General features: G+C 42.5%; 15 protein-coding genes. 3 read left to right on the top strand and 12 right to left on the bottom strand.

Features of this window, described 5'->3' with window-relative positions; genetic code table 11:
• Positions 1–77 precede the first annotated feature (77 nt).
• Positions 78–212 (bottom strand): hypothetical protein, encoded by a 135-nt coding sequence (locus AC1DM9_RS04915; protein WP_477512968.1) that lies wholly within the window; start codon positions 210–212, stop codon positions 78–80.
• 433 nt (positions 213–645) lie between these two features.
• Here AC1DM9_RS04915 and AC1DM9_RS04910 point away from each other — a divergent pair, with 433 nt between their 5' ends.
• The 3 genes from AC1DM9_RS04910 (at position 646) to AC1DM9_RS04900 (ending at position 3,087) form a co-directional block, all read left to right on the top strand.
• A complete protein-coding gene (locus tag AC1DM9_RS04910) occupies positions 646–969 on the top strand; it encodes a WGxxGxxG family protein (RefSeq protein ID WP_339207494.1) in 324 nt (107 codons plus the stop codon).
• Between the two features lie 204 nt (positions 970–1,173).
• Positions 1,174–1,692 (top strand): DUF3231 family protein, encoded by a 519-nt coding sequence (locus AC1DM9_RS04905; RefSeq protein WP_477550222.1) that lies wholly within the window; start codon positions 1,174–1,176, stop codon positions 1,690–1,692.
• Between the two features lie 1,053 nt (positions 1,693–2,745).
• On the top strand, positions 2,746–3,087 hold the full coding sequence (locus tag AC1DM9_RS04900) for a DUF2238 domain-containing protein (RefSeq protein WP_477512553.1): 342 nt from the start codon (positions 2,746–2,748) through the stop codon (positions 3,085–3,087).
• Between the two features lie 126 nt (positions 3,088–3,213).
• Here the strand turns inward: AC1DM9_RS04900 and AC1DM9_RS04895 are convergent, their stop codons facing one another.
• The 11 genes from AC1DM9_RS04895 to AC1DM9_RS04845 form a co-directional block, all read right to left on the bottom strand.
• Entirely contained in the window at positions 3,214–3,441 is a 228-nt protein-coding gene (locus AC1DM9_RS04895) for a hypothetical protein (protein WP_477578851.1), read from the bottom strand.
• A gap of 135 nt (positions 3,442–3,576) precedes the next feature.
• Positions 3,577–4,539 carry a carbohydrate ABC transporter permease gene (locus AC1DM9_RS04890; protein ID WP_305953938.1) on the bottom strand — a complete coding sequence of 321 codons (963 nt, stop codon included), beginning with the start codon at positions 4,537–4,539 and terminating at the stop codon, positions 3,577–3,579.
• A gap of 20 nt (positions 4,540–4,559) precedes the next feature.
• A complete protein-coding gene (locus tag AC1DM9_RS04885; RefSeq protein WP_477578849.1) occupies positions 4,560–5,462 on the bottom strand; it encodes a carbohydrate ABC transporter permease in 903 nt (300 codons plus the stop codon).
• Complete coding sequence (locus AC1DM9_RS04880; protein ID WP_477578847.1) at positions 5,459–8,008, bottom strand: DUF5696 domain-containing protein; 2,550 nt, start codon at positions 8,006–8,008, stop codon at positions 5,459–5,461. Before AC1DM9_RS04880 ends, AC1DM9_RS04885 begins: the two co-directional genes overlap by 4 nt.
• Positions 8,009–8,020: 12 nt before the next feature.
• Positions 8,021–10,114, bottom strand: coding sequence for a YIP1 family protein (locus tag AC1DM9_RS04875; RefSeq protein WP_477578845.1), 2,094 nt, complete (start codon positions 10,112–10,114; stop codon positions 8,021–8,023).
• A 20-nt stretch (positions 10,115–10,134) separates the two neighbouring features.
• Complete coding sequence (locus tag AC1DM9_RS04870) at positions 10,135–11,016, bottom strand: carbohydrate ABC transporter permease (protein WP_076271716.1); 882 nt, start codon at positions 11,014–11,016, stop codon at positions 10,135–10,137.
• Between the two features lie 5 nt (positions 11,017–11,021).
• A complete protein-coding gene (locus tag AC1DM9_RS04865) occupies positions 11,022–11,996 on the bottom strand; it encodes a carbohydrate ABC transporter permease (RefSeq protein ID WP_477578843.1) in 975 nt (324 codons plus the stop codon).
• An 18-nt stretch (positions 11,997–12,014) separates the two neighbouring features.
• Positions 12,015–14,957, bottom strand: a complete 2,943-nt coding sequence (locus tag AC1DM9_RS04860) for an extracellular solute-binding protein (RefSeq protein WP_477578841.1) — start codon at positions 14,955–14,957, stop codon at positions 12,015–12,017.
• A gap of 84 nt (positions 14,958–15,041) precedes the next feature.
• The gene (locus AC1DM9_RS04855) at positions 15,042–16,355 is read right to left on the bottom strand and encodes an ABC transporter substrate-binding protein (RefSeq protein WP_477578840.1); all 1,314 of its coding nucleotides are present in this window, start codon (positions 16,353–16,355) and stop codon (positions 15,042–15,044) included.
• Positions 16,356–16,646: 291 nt separating this feature from the next.
• Positions 16,647–18,083 (bottom strand): response regulator transcription factor, encoded by a 1,437-nt coding sequence (locus tag AC1DM9_RS04850; RefSeq protein ID WP_477578838.1) that lies wholly within the window; start codon positions 18,081–18,083, stop codon positions 16,647–16,649.
• Positions 18,073–18,984 carry a sensor histidine kinase gene (locus AC1DM9_RS04845; RefSeq protein WP_477578836.1) on the bottom strand — a complete coding sequence of 304 codons (912 nt, stop codon included), beginning with the start codon at positions 18,982–18,984 and terminating at the stop codon, positions 18,073–18,075. The genes AC1DM9_RS04850 and AC1DM9_RS04845 overlap by 11 nt, the downstream gene beginning before the upstream one ends.
• Between the last annotated feature and the right edge of the window lie 223 nt (positions 18,985–19,207).

Below are 19,207 nucleotides of genomic sequence, written 5' to 3'. Positions count from 1 at the left end.
TATACTTTCAGAAACGACGGGGGAAGTATGGTCGAATTCGTCTAGTTGTTGGCGCTTCAGGAACAAGTACTGTAGCTTCAAAATTTCCCCCTCGTAGTGCACTCAGCTATTTTAGCTTTGTTAGCTTCAAAGTTTTCAAACAGGTTTTCCCGTTCTTTTTTTACAGAGTCCGTCTCGTCCCACTTAGCTTCCATTTGCTCCTTGATTTTCATATCGCCCTCCCTTAATTACTTCGATTCATTAATAACACCTAATGATCACCTTTTTGATTTCAGTACATAAAATATATGACAACCATATTTAAATCCCTCAAGCCCTCCCAAACCTCTGGGAGGCCTTTTTTATTCTATAGGTGTTCATTTCAGGAACAGTTATTGAATAATCGCATATAATTACAATGAACACTCCTTTAACGTCCTCGACCTAGCCAGTCGAGGATTTTTCGATGTATTTCTATATTCATCCAGATACTTCGTCCATCCAACAGATACATAAGTCGCGGTTTTCAAAACTCAGCTCTCTTATACCGCAATTATCGCATCGCTTACAATCGTATTAATTGAGTTACTTAAAAGCAGAATATTTTTTTTCAGTAAGGGAAACTTATAAACGTAAAAAATTTGAACACAAGGAGAATTAGTGAATATGAAAAAAATTTACTCGTTGCTATTTGCCTTTACAATCCTATCATCCGCACTGTGTTTCCCTGCCTTCGCGGAACAATCAAATCAAGTAGATAGGATGACAACAGATAATAATCGTATGAACAGTTATGGAACAAACAACACAACCACTAATCAAATGAATGGCTATGGAGATGGCTATGGAGCAAATAACACGGGTATGAATGCAAACAACTATCGGACAAATGCGACAACAGACGATAGAAGAAATAATTGGGGCTGGCTTGGTTTGCTTGGCTTAACGGGCTTAATCGGATTAAGAAGCCGAGATCGGGAACGTACTTAAGCAAGAATAGAGAATCGTTTTTCATGAACCCCTGCATTTAATGGGGGGTTCATTTGAGTGCAAAATAGCTTCGTTCATTTTTTCTGCCTAATTCGAAGTGTTTCCACGTATTTTTGTGAATTTCACCCTTATTCGTATTATTTCTGTGTAGTTAAGCATATTAAGTCAGTTCAAAAAATTAATGAATCAAAAGGAGCAAATCAAATGGGAATTTTAAGCGGCAATCCAAAGGATGAACCAATGCACTACGGTGAAATATTTAGTGTTTGGCAGGCTTCAACTGTAGCAAAAGGCGCTGTATCCTGTTACCAAGCATACTTAAACCATGCTGGAGACAAAGACTTAAAAAAAATACTGGATGCTCTCATTGATCAAGCAAAGATGGAGATTAAAGAATGTGATACATTGCTTACTGATAACGGAATTGCTTCCGTACCTATGATGCCTGAAAGACCCCCTGTTAAACTCGAAGACATCCCTGTAGGTGCAAGATTCTCTGATCCTGAAATTGCCGCTAAAATTGCTGCTGACACATCACTTGGATTAGTTGCTTGTAGCCAAGTTATGGGTCAGTCTATTAGAGAAGATATTGGAGCTTTATTTGCGAAATATCATCTTACTAAAACTGCACTAGGTGTTAAAATACTCGAACTGAGCAAAGAAAAAGGTTGGCTTATACCTCCTCCACTTCAAGTAAAGCGACCAGAGACTGCTAACGCATAAGAATAAGTTGCCAACCTGCCCAATGGGCAGGTTTTTTAATCCTCCTCATGTAATTACAAATTTCCTTTTCAAACTGCTTTGAGATTAATGTAACATGCTTGCTACTCCCGTAATCTTCAATGTTCAACTTACCTGTATATTCCTTAACGACCATCGGATATAATAACTCAGGAGGTGAGTGCCTATGAAATGTGCATATTGTGAAAACTTAAAGCTTATAAAAGGAAGAAAAAAGTTATGTTATATTTGTGCTATCATCAAACGTTAAGAGAATGACAATCTAGTTTCAGAGGTCCCGTACATTAAATACGGGTCCTATAGTAATTCAATATTCAACGAATCAGCTAATGAAATACATTTTTAACCATCAGGCTAATAACCTCGGAGTTGAATTGAAACTGTTGAATTTTCAACTATTTTCACTGTTGACTGTCACTTTACCCCACTAAAGGATTATATTTACCCTCTTATCCTCAGCCATATTTGCCGAGGATTTTTGTTGTATTACAATATTCAAATGGTTTTCCTACTTATCCAGCACAATGTTCCCGGCATTGAACTTATCTGTCACTGGCGAATGCACAAGCGAGCTAATATCCTTAAACATAAAGTAATCTAATATCATAAACTTCAGGAGGTCTTGGCGATTAGCATGAAGAAGAAATCAAAGAAATTAAAACCGTACATTCGATTGAAAGGCAACCGCATTAAAAGTACGTTTAATGAGCTTGAGCTTCTGGAACCTCATCCAAATAAGCAATTAAAGTCTTTACTCCACCATATCTATACTTACTTACCATCTGGCTCCTCTAAATGACTTCTATTCCAATTGGGTTGTCTGGGATAAATCTGTTAATACTATCCCAGCTACCCGTTTAAAAAACACAACATGACCTTCTCTTGCATCTAGCACCTCCCACGGTCTTCGTTATTCACTCTTTTTTGCTGCGGTGATTAAAATTTGATTTGATGATTCATAACTTGCCAGCGTTTTGTATTTACTTTCTTAAAACCGGGAACCATACTGTCACCAATGTAAGGAGTGAAATTCCCATGACTAATGAACGACTGGATTGGACAAGTACAAGCATTCCTTTTGCTCGAAATAAACCTTTAAAATTAATGATCTTCATCTTCATCCTAATTTTTGGTCTTATGGCCTTATCACCCACTGATCGATCTCATTGGCTAGCTGATAGTATACCGCTTATCCTGGTTATCCTTATCCTTGTCTTTACTTATAAGTGGTTTCGTTTTTCAAATCTGTCCTATCTTTTGATGCTTGTTTTCTTTTGTCTTCATAGATTCCAAGCGCTAAATAATATCAAGATTGGTGTAAGTAATATTACCGTCATTACCCATTTCATGGCCGTTCCTCAATATATTCGCTCATAATCGTAATGGGGTAGTAGTAATCTCTTTCCTCGTCGCTACCAAACAGATTGAAAATTTGCGCGGACCTTGTAGGTACTGTAAAGATACTTCAATAATTTCCCCACGAGTAGCTGCAATAGCTGGACCCTATAAATCAATTTTATCACGTCGAAAATAAGCTTTCTCTAGCTGACCAATGATTTCCTCTTTGACCTCTTCCGTTAAGCGACCATCCAGCGCTACTAAATGCGCGGCCTCATATGCCTTTTTTTTGCAGTACTTGATCCCTATATGTAAGGTTCTCTCCACGCTGGGCTGAAACAAAAAATAGAGAATGAACAGAGATAATATAACGAATGCAATAACAGCTTTCATATAAAAATGCCGGCATGCTCGCAAAGCATGCCGGCTCCCCCCTTACTTATTTTAATTTGGTTGGGACCGTTGTGTTTTCTGAGATGGTATGTGCTCGAGTCTTTTGCGTAGATAACTAAACACTTCATTGATCATTTACCCGATCAATCCGCTGCGCTCTACGCTTTCTACGAAATAGCGCTGTGCAAACATATACAAAAGTACGATCGGTGCAATAAACAGCAGCTCGCCCGCGTTTTTAACCATATAGGCATAGAGTGGGTCCGTCATAGAGAAGGAAGCCCACATGACAGGCAACTTGGTCGATAATACATCTGTTGATGTCAGGAATAGAGAGACGAAATAATTGTCATTCCACTGCCACACGAACGAGAATAAGACAACTGTAACGATCGATGGAATGGCATTAGGCAGCATGATGCGGTAAAACGATTGAAAAACGGTACATCCATCAATGTAAGAAACCTCCTCCAGCTCCATAGGAATGCCTCGGAAAAACTGGAGAAAAATGAAGATAAACAAACCGCTCTTTATTCCCATACCGGTAGCAGATTGAAGAATAAATGGCCAATAGCTATCCAGAAGATTAATCCCCTTCTGTCCAGTGAACAACTCGATAAGACCGAATACATCGAAGTAACGATAATTGAGATAAGTTGTAATCATAATCGTTTGCACAGGCACGATAATAGTAAAGATAACGCCCCCGAATAAAATCTTACTCCCTTTAAAGCGCAATCGCGCAAATCCAAATGCCGCCAGAGAACAGGAAATCACTTGCAGGAGAGTCGAAACTCCCGCAATCGTAAATGAGCTCATGAATGTCTTCGGATAGCGGAGCGCCTCAAAGGCAATTTTTAGCGTATCCAATGTGAAGTTTTTCGGAATCCAAAGTACGGTTGTATCATACAAATCCACACGATCCTTAAACGACACCGATAGTTTGAAAAATAGCGGATATAAAATCACAAAGCAAAAACCGATCACGAGTATCGTTCGAACAGTCACCCAGCTCCAATGCTTACTCCAATTAAGCAGGCTGAATCGCCTTGCACGTTCTCTCCAAGCTGTTGCGCTTGAACGGATGGCCAGCTTCACTGTATCCCCCCCATTGCTTGTTAATCGTAATAAAATACTTTGCGTGAAACGAGTGTCATAGTCACAAGTAGAATGACGGATACGATAAGAAAGTATACCCACGCCATCGCTGCGCTGAGGCTGAAATTAAGTGTTTGAAACGCCGTATCCGTTATCATCTGGCTTAATGCGTTTGTACTATAGGAATCAATAACGGTATACACGATATTCGTCAGTAAAATAGGGCTAAGCATCGGGAAAGTAATTTTCCAGAACGCTTCATAGCCGGTCGTCCCCTCAATTTTCGCTGCTTCATACAAAGATGGTGAGATCGATTGGAGCGCTGCAAGGAATATCAGTATCTGCACACCAGATGAGCTGATAATTTCATAAATCCGATCGACTGATCCTGTAATGTAGCTAATAATCCCATTACCTACACCCGCCTCAACCAGCATTCGCTGAAGCTCAAAGCTAGTAAAAGCAAAGCCTCCATCCTCACTTGAAGAACCCGTAATCGTTGAGGCAATGGATGCCATCTCGGAGCTGTTCTCCAGTGATAGCACGGGGGCTGCAAGAAGTACCGGAAGAAAGAATACAGCTCGCGCAAATACCCTCCCTCTAAATTTCTGATTAATCAACGTTGCGACAAATAAACTAAATATCGTAATAGACGGCACATTAATCAAAATATCAGAAATTGCCTCAATCAGCGTTCGATTGAACGTTGGATGCGACATAAATAGCTGTTTATAAAATAAAAATCCTTCATATTTGGTATCGAAGCCACCCTTACCAAGAATTAGCGTATTTAAGCTATACAGAAAGGACTTATACAGTGGAATGCTAAACAAGAAAACAAAGCCTAGAAACCAAGGAGTTACAAAAAGAATGCCTAGTCTAGACTTTTTCTGCTGCAGCGTCGGACTTTTACGCTTCATCATAATCCACCGCCGATCACGCGGTAACCCTGTGCTTCAATAGAAATATCGTCTACTGTTACCGCTGATTTATTGTAGTTCACTATTATTTTTTTGCCTTGTTCAAACGTTGTTTCGAATACTTCATCAGCTAACTTGCGGTGGCCCTTAATCGTCTGATCCTGCACATCCCTTAAGATGGCATTGGATTCCTTATATAGTTGAACGGCCTCCTCAAACCAGTCTCCATAATGCGGAGAATATAAGCTGTTCAGCTTCGTATCACGAATCATAGTAGGCTGTGCGTAAAACCATTGATAAAATACATTGGATCCTGTCTCCAGCGTTTTTAGCAAGGCGGTTCTCTGATCTTGATCACGGCCGAGGTTTATAGGCGTTCCGGCATAGTCCACATATCCGTGCAAAACCATAGAGTAGAATGGCACATCTTCGTCAGCAATATTAAATTCACTGCTCGTGAGCGGAGCATTTACGATCGTCTTCGCATACGGCAATGTGTAAGCATTCCCTCCGCTAAGCATGATTTTCCCGGTTACTTTTTTAATCTTCTGCAGATTTTCACCTATAATCCCTATGGCTTCCTGTCGGTTAACGGTTTCATGAGAGGTAACATCACTGTTTAAATCCTCTCCCAAATCACGTAAGGAAACGCCATCGGAGTCAAATGATTCATAGTTCTTCAGAAACTTATCTACCACGCCCGTCAATTTACGAGGTGAGAGCAAATAGTAGAGCATATCTGAAGGATTGGTTGTTACAATATCATCATCAAAGCTTTTAGCAGATTTACGATTAAGGAAGCGCGTGGCATCTTTTGATGCTTGAAAGCCCTTGCCATTTTCATAAACTCTCTGAAAAGCAACGTCCGGATATACCTCGATATTGTTTTCCTCTGCATAATTTAATAATTTCTCAAACTTCTGTTTTCCACCAAGAATAGAATCCAGCTTGATCGATGAAGGCAGCCTGTGCTGAACGCCCTTGTTAAACCAACCTGAATATTTGAGCTGGATTTGGAATATGTCACGTTGCTGCAAAGACTCCAGTATTTCTATCGCCTGTGAATAGGTGGTTACCGCTTCGGTAGATGGATAAGGAATACCTAGAAAGTTTTTACGAACTGGAATTGAGCCGATTAACTCCAGAACGAATGGCGTGTCGCCCCCGCTTTTTTGCCGAGTCAAGCCATAGTGCTTAATCAGATAGTCCCTGTAGTAATTAGCCATTCCCGTATAATCAGCAGAAGAGTCTTCTAAAAAAGCATAGCGAATTTGAAGACCACTATCATACATCTCCGAGTATTTAGGAACCTGCTTGGTAACCGAGCCCGTTCTAAACACAACTGGTTCCATATCTTTCATTTTGAAAGTGGCACCTACCCGGTTATAGCTATTCAGCTTGCCGCTCGTATCCGCCGTTATTGTTGCCTGGGCATCGCCCTGTTCAATAATGGCAAACATCGCGTGATTCTCCTGCTTCATTCCAAAAACAGGAAATCTAGAAACCTGTGTATATTGAACCTCAGTTTTCGAATTTTGCAGCGGTGTCTGATCGATGCCATACAGCGGAACCTCATAGGCACGTGCTGCATGGTTGTTATTGTTCAAATAAATGAGTGCTCCTGATCCATCCGGCACAAACATATAACCTTCAGCCTCATTATCAGCGGCTCCGAAAAATGGAAGTAATTGCATCGTATGAAGAGGGAATGCGTCCGAATCCATCACCTCATCCGTTGCAATTCGTGCAATGAGATTCTCACCCTCAAGCTGGTAGATAAGCGGGATAGTAAATCGAGGTGCTACATTTTCTGCCTGATCCCCATTCTCCCCCATCTGGTTATCCTCTTGTGCATCTTCAGCCGTATAGCCGATGGACTCAAGAACTGCCACGACGTCCTTTACGACATAATCCTGCATTTTTTTGCGCTCATACTGCTGCTTCTCCTCGTTGTAGAAAAAACGAGTACGAAGCTTATTTCTAACGGCTTCATCCGCAATTTTGTTCAAGATTCGTTCTTCAAACCGTTCTTTGCCGACAGCTTTTGGGATAGAACTTAGACCCTTCTCTGAGCTTCCGATTTCGTAAGTGATTTTGACGCCGTTATCAACGAGAGCAATCTCAAACTGATTCTTCTTAATGCTCTCTTCTTCATTGTTCATAAAGGACTCATGCCCTTTGTCATTGAAATACGAAATAATCAGCTGTGAGGCTAGATTGGTTTTATTAATTGCCGTTGCAATCGTATCTTTGGCATGATCAATGGGATTGGTCGACCATACTTGCCCGTTGCGTTTCTCCCTCACACTGACCTCAGTCGTCTTCTTATCGATAAATAGCTGCAGATACTCATTCTCAGCAATCATACCCATTCCACCCGGAAGTGCGCTCATTTCGGAAGCGATAGTCACTTCGTGGTTATCTTTCTTCACTTTCTGACTCTCGTTCGCAGCCTCCATCTCGCTCCTGAACATGGTTTCGTAAAGGCATGATGCTGCAATAAGACAGCATAGCATCATCAATATCGTCCGTTTCTTTCCCTTATTCATGTACGCACCTCCTCACGCTCTTGCCCTGATTTCTGAATAGATTGAAAGTATGAAAGTGGTCATCTGCTGCAGTAAGCTAAAACAAAGGATGCATAGAAAAACAATAAAAACCATGACTACAACGGTGAGGAATAAAGTCAGTAGTGTTTTGAAAATAGAGTATTGGTGAATGGTCATCATACCCACGAACAACAACCACAAAAACCAGCAAATAGCTGCAGACTCAATCAAATAATAAAAAGGGGCTTCTTCATGCGTAATCATATTACTGAATACGACTTGCGGCAGGTACAAAATAATGAACGGCAGCAGCGAATAACCAACAGCCGTAATAATCTCAAGAAACTTTCCTTCACCGTCCATTAATGTTGTCAGTGACCAGTTAGCCACACAAAACAAAATAAATGGCAGCACAATATAGATGAGCTCATCCACGCTGTTAAGTGTGCTTAGCTTATTGAAATTAACAACAAAGCCCGAGTATTGCCGCTTCAAAATCATCGTCACGACAAGTAACAACAGAATAATCAGCGCAATTTTTACTCGACCCTTCTGTTCATACTTCATCTCCCAGAATCCGTTGAAAGGTCTCATCATTGTATAGAAAGGCGCTTTTACAATATTGGTTTCAACAAAGTAGAGCTTCGGCTTTCTTCTGACCCAATAGATACGGATTGCAACGAAGAGCGCGGCAGCCGAGAGTAGAACCGTCATAATGGTACCGAAATGTTCCCATACATATTGCTTGCGGTATTGTTTGAAAGCTTCTGAATAATACTTCCTGTTATTTCCGTTTTTGAAATAATTCATGGCCATCTTGTTCTCGTTTTTCTTAAGAAACGCTTTGCCCATACTAATATAAGCGATATCGAAATTAGCGTTTAATTGAAGCACCTTATTCCATGAATAAGCAGCTTCATCCACCTTGCCCGCATAATGGGCCTTTACAGCTTGCCTGATTAGTTTGCCATAGCGAGTCGGCGCAAAAATCGTCATCCGGTTCATCTCATTATCCAGAACCGCTATTCGCTCTCCGAGCATTGAAAGGGCAACCGGTTTTTGAAAGTTATTAGCCTGTGTGCCTATTCCCCCAAATTGATAGAGCAGGTTGCCATCGCGGTCATAGGTAAAGATGCGGTTGCGAGTGGAGTCTAAGCCGCTATACATGCCGCTTTCATCGGATACTACATCAATGAATCTGGAGCTTCCTCTATTTTTTTGGTCACTCACTACACTTTTTGTAGGGTCAAGACGAATAACCGAAATGTCTCCCATCGGAGGGAAATAGCCTTCACGGCGCAATATGTCCTCCCCACTGGGATTAAACCTCTTAATTGGTGTTTTCGAATTAGCCTCCGAAGACACGGCATAGATTAGGCCTCGATCATCGACATCCACATTACTGAATTCAACCGGCAGGAATAACTCCATTTTCCCGACTTGCTCCTTGGTCGATAAACGTTTCCACAGCAAGTCAGTTGGATTAAATCTCACCTTGTTCGTTCCGATATAACCTTTAAAACCGCCTGAAGCGTCAAGCTCCATAATCCCCTCAAAGGCACCTTGCGCAATCACGTAAATCCGATCAAACTTATCAACGTACAGCTTGAAGGGGAAATATTGAAACCCTTCCGGGATTATGCTGGACTCAGGAGCTCCGAACAATTGAATGAGAGTTCCATCATTGCTGAGCTTAACGATCCGATTGTTGTACGTATCCGCTACGTAAATATTTTGTGAAGCATCGACAAATACGCCATAGGGCTTGTTGAAGGTTTCCTTCTTGCCGTTATTGTCGAAGCCGTCTATCGTACGAATAAGTTTGCCATTCTCATCTAAGCTGACGATACGATTGTTTCCTGTGTCTGCGATATAAATCCGATGATCCTTGGCAACAAATAAATCCTGCGGAACATTAAAATGGCCGATACCAAGCTCCGATCCGTCCACATGCTTTTCGGCCAGATAAGGATATGGCGCAGGCTCCGCCTCTTCCCAGTAGGAATAGTTGTATCCGTGATCAGGCAGAGCATAAGCCGGAACAGCGAAGCCGGTAATGAAGCACATAAGGATAAGAAATGATGCAATGCCCCTTATGGACGCCAATTGCGTTCCCCCTTTCTCTTTTATTCTTTCAGCCCTGATGTCGACATTGTCTGAATCACGCTGCTTTGCGTCACGATAAAGATCGTGACCGGTACAAGCATCATAATGAGCGCAGCGGCAGCCATCGGTCCTGAACGAGCAAATCCTCCGGACAAAATTTGGCTAAAGGCATAATCCATCGTTTTTAACTGTTCACTAAATACATAGGAAGCGCCCTGGCCCCCGCTGCCTGTTCCCCATAAGCCTTTAAAGGAGAAAATAATAAGCGTTAGCCACGCTGGCTTAACCATTGGCATGACTATGGTCCAAAAGATCCGGTACTCGCTCGCACCATCAATCTTCGCGGCTTCGATTATCGCATCAGGGATTTGCTCCATAAATTGCTTCATTAGAAACAAACCCAGCGAAGTTGCTAGAGCCGGGAAAATCAGCGCCCAATAAGAGTCGAGCAAACCCAGCCACGTAATCGTTAAATAGTTGGGAATGGAAGTTACCTGAGATGCAAACATCAGCGATAGGATAACAATTCCAAATAGGATATTGCCGCCAGGAAGCTTCAGCTTCGCCAACGGATACGCTGCCATGGAAGCTAAAATGACGTGCCCGACCGTGCCGGTTAATGCAACAAAGACCGTATTAAATACATAGCGAGAAAGCGGTACCCATGAATCAGAAAAAATAAGTAACAAATCATAAAAGTTATCCACTGTCGGAGAACGTACAATAAATGTAGGTGGAAACAGGAACATCTCATCCAAAGGCTTTAACGCAGTGCTGATCATGAAAACGAAAGGCACTGCCATGAATGCTCCCGCTCCTAGCAATATTAGAAAAAGAGCTATATCAACAGGAAGGGAACGATTGAGTTTCTTCTCTCGACGCAGGCGAAAGCTTATATTCATGCTCTCTAGTCACCCACCTTCCGAAGCAATTTCTGCACGACCAAGTTCGAGCCAAGCATAATCGCGAATAATACGGTTGCAATCGCACTAGCATAGCCCATCTCGAAACGGATCGTCCCGAAATCATTCAGATGCGTTACTATTGTATGTCCCGCATACTGCGGGCTTGGGAAGCCGACTAGGCTTGTTGCCACATCTGCGACCGCGAATGAAGATGTAATCTGCATAACCGCGCCAAACATCAGCATCGGACGCAGTGAAGGCAATGTAATAAACCACAGCTCCTGCCAGCGATTTCTTATGCCATCGATCGCACCAGCTTCAATTAGCGTCATATCCATTCCTTGTAATCCAGCGATAAAAGCCAGAAAGGCTGTACCGAGGCTTAACCAGAGCTGAACCAGCATAATAATCGCCAGCATGTATTTGGGATCCTGCAGCCATTGAATTGGTTCAAGAATAAATCCCCATTTCATCAGGAATGCGTTGATATAGCCGAAAGAATCGCCAGAGAAGGCAACTTGCCATATCAAATATACATTTCCTGAAATCGAAGGCGCATAAAATAGAAGCGTTATAATTGACCTTATCTTAGGTGAAAGCTCGTTGATGAGCCATGCAAGAAAGAAGCAAACGACATAGCTGAGCGGACCGGTTATCGCCGCGAACAGCAGCGTATTTTTCAACGCAATTAAAAACACTTCATCCTTGACGAACAAGTTGGCATAATTTTCCCAGCCCACCCACCCTGGCGCTTCAAGTACATTAAAATCCGTKAAGCTAAGTCCGAATGCCATAAGGACTGGGAAGGCGGTGAAGATAAAGAAGAGTATGAAATATGGAGCAAGGAGTACATAGCCATGCCGTTTCACACTAATCTCGCCCCGTAGATGAGCAAGCCTCTTCCGCCTCTCGCTAGGCTGCCTCTTCAATCTGCTTGGACCCTGCAATTCAACGCTTGCTTGATTTGGGCCTGACAATACAACCGCCCCCTCTCTCTAGTTTGGCAAGCCGAACTCTTTTCGTTTTTTCATAATTTCCTCATTAATAAATTTCGTATAATGGTCTATCGCTTCACGTGGATCCTCGTTAGAGATAACGACGCTGCGGAACGCATTGTCAAGATGACGGCCAGTGAAATATCCGCCAGCAACCTCAGGCAATCCCTTTGCCCATTTCCACTGCTCCATTAATACGTTGTAATCCTTTACCTGCCAAGGAATCCGAGCCACCGCTTCCAGATTAGCTGTGGAAGTTCTTCCAGCCGGCCCGAAAATGGCTTCAATTTCAAGACTGTACTTCGCCTGCACATCCGTGCTGGTCCACCAATCTAGGAAGGACCATGCTTCCTCCTTATGCTTACTGTCCTTCAGCATAATAGCAGCGGTTCCAGTTGCAGGCACTTCCCGGTGAATAGTGCCGTCAGCCTGCTCAAGTCCTGGCACAAGAGTAAAATTCCATAGTCCTTTCAGCTCCGGTGCAACGACGTTGATGAGATTGAATCTCGTATAGTCAGCAATCGCGATTGGCATCTCTCCACTGCGGAAACGGTTCACGAAGTCGGTCGTTAACGGCAGCTTATAGGTCGTATATAATTCCGTCCAATCAATAAATGATTTTACAGACGCCTCAGTATCTAGTGCGCTCGCTTTATCACCTTTGCGATAAATTTCCCCGCCGTTTTGGAACAGCATCGTACCAAAGGTAAAGTTAACCGGCAATGTAGCGTTATCTTGTACGTTCGCCCCCGTTTTCACCAAAACCTGAATAGGGAAGCCGAATAACAGATTTTGCTTCTGCAGCTCAGGAATGATCTCAAAGACATCCTCCCATGTTTGCGGAATTTCCAGATTCATTTCCTCGAGAATATCCTTCCGATAAAATAAAACCGGAAATTGCTGCTCAATAGGCAGTGCGAATGTACCCTTATTGAATTCATAAGGAACTAATGCGCTCTCATGGAAGCGCTGCTTCACCTTGTTGAACCCAGGGTATTTGGATAAATCCTCCACTGCATTCCGCAAGGCATAATTGACTGGCTTATCTTCCGGCAGAGCGAAAGAAACATCAGGACCGCGTCCTGCCAGCATGGCTTGCATGAGCACGCCTTCACTGACCACTTTTATGTCGACGGCAACTCCGGTTTCAGGAGTAAATGACTCATCAATAAGCCGCTTCGCAATTTTTGCCTGATCAATCCCCTGCGTCATCCACACCGTGATTTTTTTACTGCCTTTCTCCGTCGAACCGAGTACATTGTAATCGGTGAAGAAAGAGAGCATGAACGTGCCCACTTGATGCTTCATTCTTTTGAAAAACTTCGCTTTGACAGCAGGCATTTTCTTATCAGGAGAGGCAATGACAAGATAATCAATCGATAAAGGCATATAATTGATAGAATAAATCCAATCTCCTAATGAGCTTGTATTGGATTTGAACGTCTCTAACCGGCGTGCTATTGTCTCTGGAGCATCTACCATGTCTTGCAGCTGAAAAATGAGCCGATTCAATGAAGCTGTGCGATCACTGCTGCCACCAGATATTTTCTCTACACGCTCAACTATAGATTTCAACACTTCAATTTGTTTGGTGAAAACTTCAATCATCTCTGGAATTTTTTTATCAAGCTGATAATCCCGATATTCATCCGGTACCGTGCCCGTCACCATAATAATGCGCCGGAAAATATAATTTAGATCCAGCACGCTGGACTCCACTGTTCGCAGCAGCAATGCCATTTCTCCGAGTGTCACTTCAAGCTTAATCTCATGCTTGCCTTTCGTTAAATAAAATTGGTACGGACTCTTCCCGTCTCCAAGCTCATTCATTTCCCAGTTCGTTGAGAAACCAAAGGCAATGCCATCAGCCTCCTGAAACGGCAGCTTGCCGTCAATATACATTTTGCGATAAGAAATCATACCTCGTTGAAAGCTTTGTTTATATTTAATGCCGATATGATAAAGTCCATCTTCCGGCACTTCTATATCCCAAGTCATCCACTGACCGGATTCCGACCAGTTGAAGCCGCCAATCGTGTTGAGTCGGATTTGAGACATATGATAAGGCTCGGTAGACGGGCTGCTGCGATCCATCATCGGATAAAGTACTTGACTTGACTTCAAATCCGCAAATTCCCCTTGAACCTTGATCATTACATCAGAAGCGTCTTTATAACCATTCGATTCATATTCAGCGGCAACCGCTTCGTAATCCTTTGCTTGTTCAACTTGGTTCAGCTTGATAGAACGAATCAGCATCTTTTCCTTTGCGGAAACTAAAGTGATGCTGTGCTTCCCTGGAGTAAAATAATATAAATAGGGTTCATTGTGGCGACCATCCGCACTTTGTGCGTACGTCTCCTGCCACATCGGCAGCTCTACCTGCTGGACATGGGTGTCATTCCCACGCTTATCACGTGCAATTTCCGCTTTGCTCGTCCAAACTCTTCCGAACACCAAATTTCTGCTCTCAGCAAACGGCGCTTCTCCATCAATCAGCAGCTCGCGGTCAATATCCGCACCCTCACCCTCCATTGGATAAAAATTTATTGCAATATTATATAGGCCTTCATTCATTACATCGAACTCCCATGAGATACTTCCCGTTTCATCCGATTCAACCGCATTGCCCGCCAATCCAGCCATGTCGTTAACGACGTTAGCCTTCATGTCTACCACTTTAGAGAAGGTATCTCCTGGGATGATAATCTCTTGCCCTGGCCTAGGCGCATTATGATGCTTCACCAAATATTGGTCGTATCCGTTCTCACTCTTACTACCGAGCATCTGCTCCGAGATAGCTTCAGATGTATCAGCAGCAATTGAGGCTGCCTTTACCGTGGACATCCCCTTTGATTGAAAGCTCTGGGGCAGGATGCACACAGCAGATAGCGTCACTAAAAGTACTACCTTGACTATTCCATATTTATTGACGTTGGCCATATGGAATCCCCCTTTCCGCTTATGAGCAGCACCCCAACCATAGAAATGAATTGGGGTGCGCGCAGCGTTTTATGCAACCAAATCCTATTTCTTCAAAGTCACATCAATTGCAGCCTGAGCAAGCGGTTTAATTCTTGCAAGCTCACTTGCAGGTGTCGCTTTTCCTGTCATGATATTATTAATCGCTTCATCGAAATAACCCTGAAAGCCATCATAGGCAAAGAACTGCATCACCGTTCCGTTACCAAGCATTTTACGCAGCGTATTGAGGCCCTCTTCACTTCTAAAGTTAGCTTCTTCTCCACGAATTACGCCATCATAGCCTTTTTCAGGGTTTCTCTCATAAAGCTCCTGCCAAACTGTCATAACTGCTTTAGGGTTTTCTACATCCGCCATCAGATGCCACATGTTTACAGTTATTGGAACAACATAATCGGTTGCTTTAGGACCCTTAGGAAAGAATACATAACCCCAGTCATCTGCCAAGCTGCCATTGAAATCTGCTGAAACCCAACGAGCTCCAGGATAGAATAGCGCTTTACCTTCCACAAAAGATCCGCCCACAACTTTATGAACATTGTATAAATCGGAGACAAACTGTATAGCTTCTAATGCTTCCGGTCCCTCAAATGTAATTTGGTCATCTTTCGTTACAGATCCGTTATTGGAGTAAATGAAAGGAAGCGTTAGGCTCGAAGCTGTATCGTAAGGAGTTACGCCGAATACGCCATCCTTCGTAGCGGCTTTGGTCATCGCTAGAAACTTATCCCAAGTCCATTCCCCCTTTTCCTGCAATTCATAAGGATCTTCTAAACCGAATTTTTGAATTAACGTTTTGTTATAGTAGAATCCATTGCCGTTATTGTCCTTGTCAGTGAAGCTGTACTGCTTCCCGCCGTAGCTGCCATTCTTCAACATAACTTGATTCCAGTTAGGGTCTTTCATATCCACTAGGTCATCAATATTGCGAAGATACCCCTCACTAACCATCTTCGGAATCGCCCATTCCGTCGGAATCATAATAATGTCGGCAAAAGGCTGCCCTGCTACGGAAGTTGTTACTATTCTTGATTGAATCTCAGCGAAAGGTACGGTTACATACTCAATTTTCACATTGTATTTTTCCTCTGCTTTGCGTTGCATTTCCTTCTCTTCCTCATTCAAATAGTTTTCCATTCCCCACCATTGCCCGATGCGGATCGTTCCGCCTTTAAAGTCAATCTTCTCATCGACTGGCGCAGTTGAAGGTGGCGCTTCCGTTGCCGTCTCCTCGACGGTCTCCGTTGTAGGAGCCGGGGTTGGCTCATCCTTAGGCGCATTAGATCCGGAATTTTGCGAGCAGCCAGTAAATACCAACATTGCAAAAACCAGCATCATCGTTAATAATTTTAGCTTCATTCTTCTTTCCCCCTTAAAATCATTTTTTGGATACATAGCTTACTAAACCCAAATGAATGATCGCCTAATGTATAAGGATTGGAGTATATTTGAAAGCGGTTACATTTGGTTGTAATCCTAATTATAAGAGATTGGTTTAAAGCGAGGTATCTGTACAAATTCATACTTTTTCTACATAAAAAACCTAAACGATAAGGTCCATCAAATCTCATAATAAATAACGATAGATTATCTAAAAATTTTACATACTACTACACCGTAAGCAGGTATACCCTCTAATAAAAGAAGCACCTACGCGAGCTTCATCTCCGCACGGAACCTTGATGGCGTGGTACCAACAACTTTTTTGAAAATTTTTGTGAAGTAGAAATAATCCTGATATCCCGCCTTTTCTGCAATTTCACCCACCATTAAATTAGTATTGCCAAGCAGCTTGCAGGCATAGGTAATGCGTAATTTGGCGATATATGCTGTAAACGTCTCACCTACTTCCTTTTTGAATAATTGACTGATATAACTAGGGTTTGTATAAAACTTGATCGATAAGCTCTGTATCGATATATCTTGAATGTAATTTTGATTCACATAGTTCAGAATAGCTCTAAAGGTTTCATTGCTAATTTCTTGTGAGACGTTTTCGGTCGCTTCAAGAATATATCTGCTTACATATTGACGTAAACAATGAATCATTTCAGATAGGGAGCCAAAAGAAGCAAGCAGCAGTTCATTGCTATATAACATCTTATCGGACAGCTCAATTCCAAATTGGTACATGAATGAAAGTACGATATTATAAAGCTGGAGTGCATGGCTCATAGTCAGACTGCCTTCTCTGAACAGGACGAGTACTTGGTCAAAAGCAACATTCGCAGCAGCTATATCACCTATTCGAATAGCATCATCAATTCTCTTCAGCATTTCGTTAAAAGGTTTGCGTAGCGGGGGTTTTTTGCGAAATATCGCTGCTTTACCAGCAATAAAGTAATGATCAGCTAATGAATTCGCGATTTCAACCGATTCCTTTAGTTTCTCTATTTCTGTTATTTTTTCACTTACACCAATTCCACGGATCCGATCAGGCATCCCTTTGCTTATTTCATTAATTGTCTTCTCCAATTGAGCCCATGCCACGAGATACAGAGACTTTGATCTTCCGATCTTAACCTGCAAATAGTTCTCTGAAGCCTGTACTGACTCATTACCGATAGTGGAACAGACGATTAGGCCAACTCCATCATTAAAGCCATCGATTAGGCCATATTGTTCGAGCTTGTGTGTAAGTCTATTGCGATTCGTTTCGTTTGGTTCTTCCAAAAATAATTGAAGTGGATTTTCAGCTGTCTCATGTTGTGCTTCATTATTTTTCTTGAATTTGCTTAGGATCGATATAATATCCTGTTCATCGAACGGCTTAAGGCAATACGCAAGCGCACCATAAGTGAGCGCCTTCTGCGCATAAGCAAATTCTGCATAGCCGCTTACGACAATAAATTGCGCTTTATGCGGAAGCTCGCGTGCTTTTTTGATTAGCTCCAGACCATTCATACCTGGCATACGGATATCGGTGAATACGATATCGGGAAGTATAGCTTCAAACATGGTCAGTGCCTCTGTCCCGTTATGAGCCATTCCTACAACCTCAAACCCATAAGCATGCCAATTAACACTCGCCTTAAGACTCTCAGCAACCCATGCTTCATCATCAACTAGCAGAACCTTATAATACATTCGAAAATTCCCCCTTCGTCGACAGCTTCACCGTTACCCGAGTTCCTTCACCTTCCTTGCTAGCAATATCAAGTCCATACTCTGAACCACAGATCAGCTTGATCCTTACATTCACATTGGCAAAACCGATGCTGTTATCTCTCTCGCCTATCAGCAATCCACTCGGCTCCGAGTCCGACAATGTAGATTGGACCCACTCCAGTTGAGCTTGATTCATCCCTACCCCATCGTCCTCAAAGACGATAATCAAGTCTCTGTACACATCCAGATAAGCGCTTATCCTTAATAAACCTTGCTTTTCTTTTAACTCTAGTCCGTGATAAACCGCATTTTCGACAATTGGCTGCAAGATCATCTTCGGCACTTGGCAGTTGCGGGCAAGACCATCGATATCAAATATCACACTAAAGCGGGTACCAAAACGCAGCTTTTGAATTTGTAAATATGACTCGATGATAGAAAGCTCCGTGTCCAGGGGAACATTTCCTCCCCCCTTAACGCTGTAATGAAATATACTTCCAAGCAAAGCGGCAGCCTCTCTAATTTCAAGAACCCCTTTTACTGCAGCCATTCCTTTGATCATTTCCAGCGTATTATAGAGAAAATGAGGATTAATTTGGCAGCGCAGGTATGCAAGCTCAGCTTTCTTCTTCTCTAGCTGCATGAAGGAAAGCACCGCATTTGTATCCAGAAGCTCTTTCGCTAAGGAATCGTTCTTGTGAAGCAAAATGTTGCTTGCAATAATAGTGAACATAACTGCTGCGAAAACAGCTCCAAACACAAATATCCAAATAAAAGAAAAGCGAATCGCGTTCATGTCGCGCATCAGTGCGTCTTTAGGGATCATATCTACAATCTCGCTCGAATATTTTTCACTGTTTGAGCTAATGATCTTAGCCATTTGCAAATAACTGGTGCATAAGATGAAAAGTAAGACAAAGGTGATGGATAACGCGATTATGGATAACTGTGAACGAATCGAAAGCTTACGCAGCAAGGACACGTCTATCGCTCCATTCTCATGCGTAGGTTGATGAAAATGATGTGGGGACTCCCCACTAAGAAACTGATAAATAAAAATATCAAGCGCTTAGCAGGAAGTTATGGTGTTAGTAAGGTATCAA

It is taken from the genome of Paenibacillus sp. 01T431, assembly GCF_056398625.1.
Note: the sequence above shows the minus strand (reverse complement) of the source record. Positions and strands in the feature narration are given on the sequence as shown.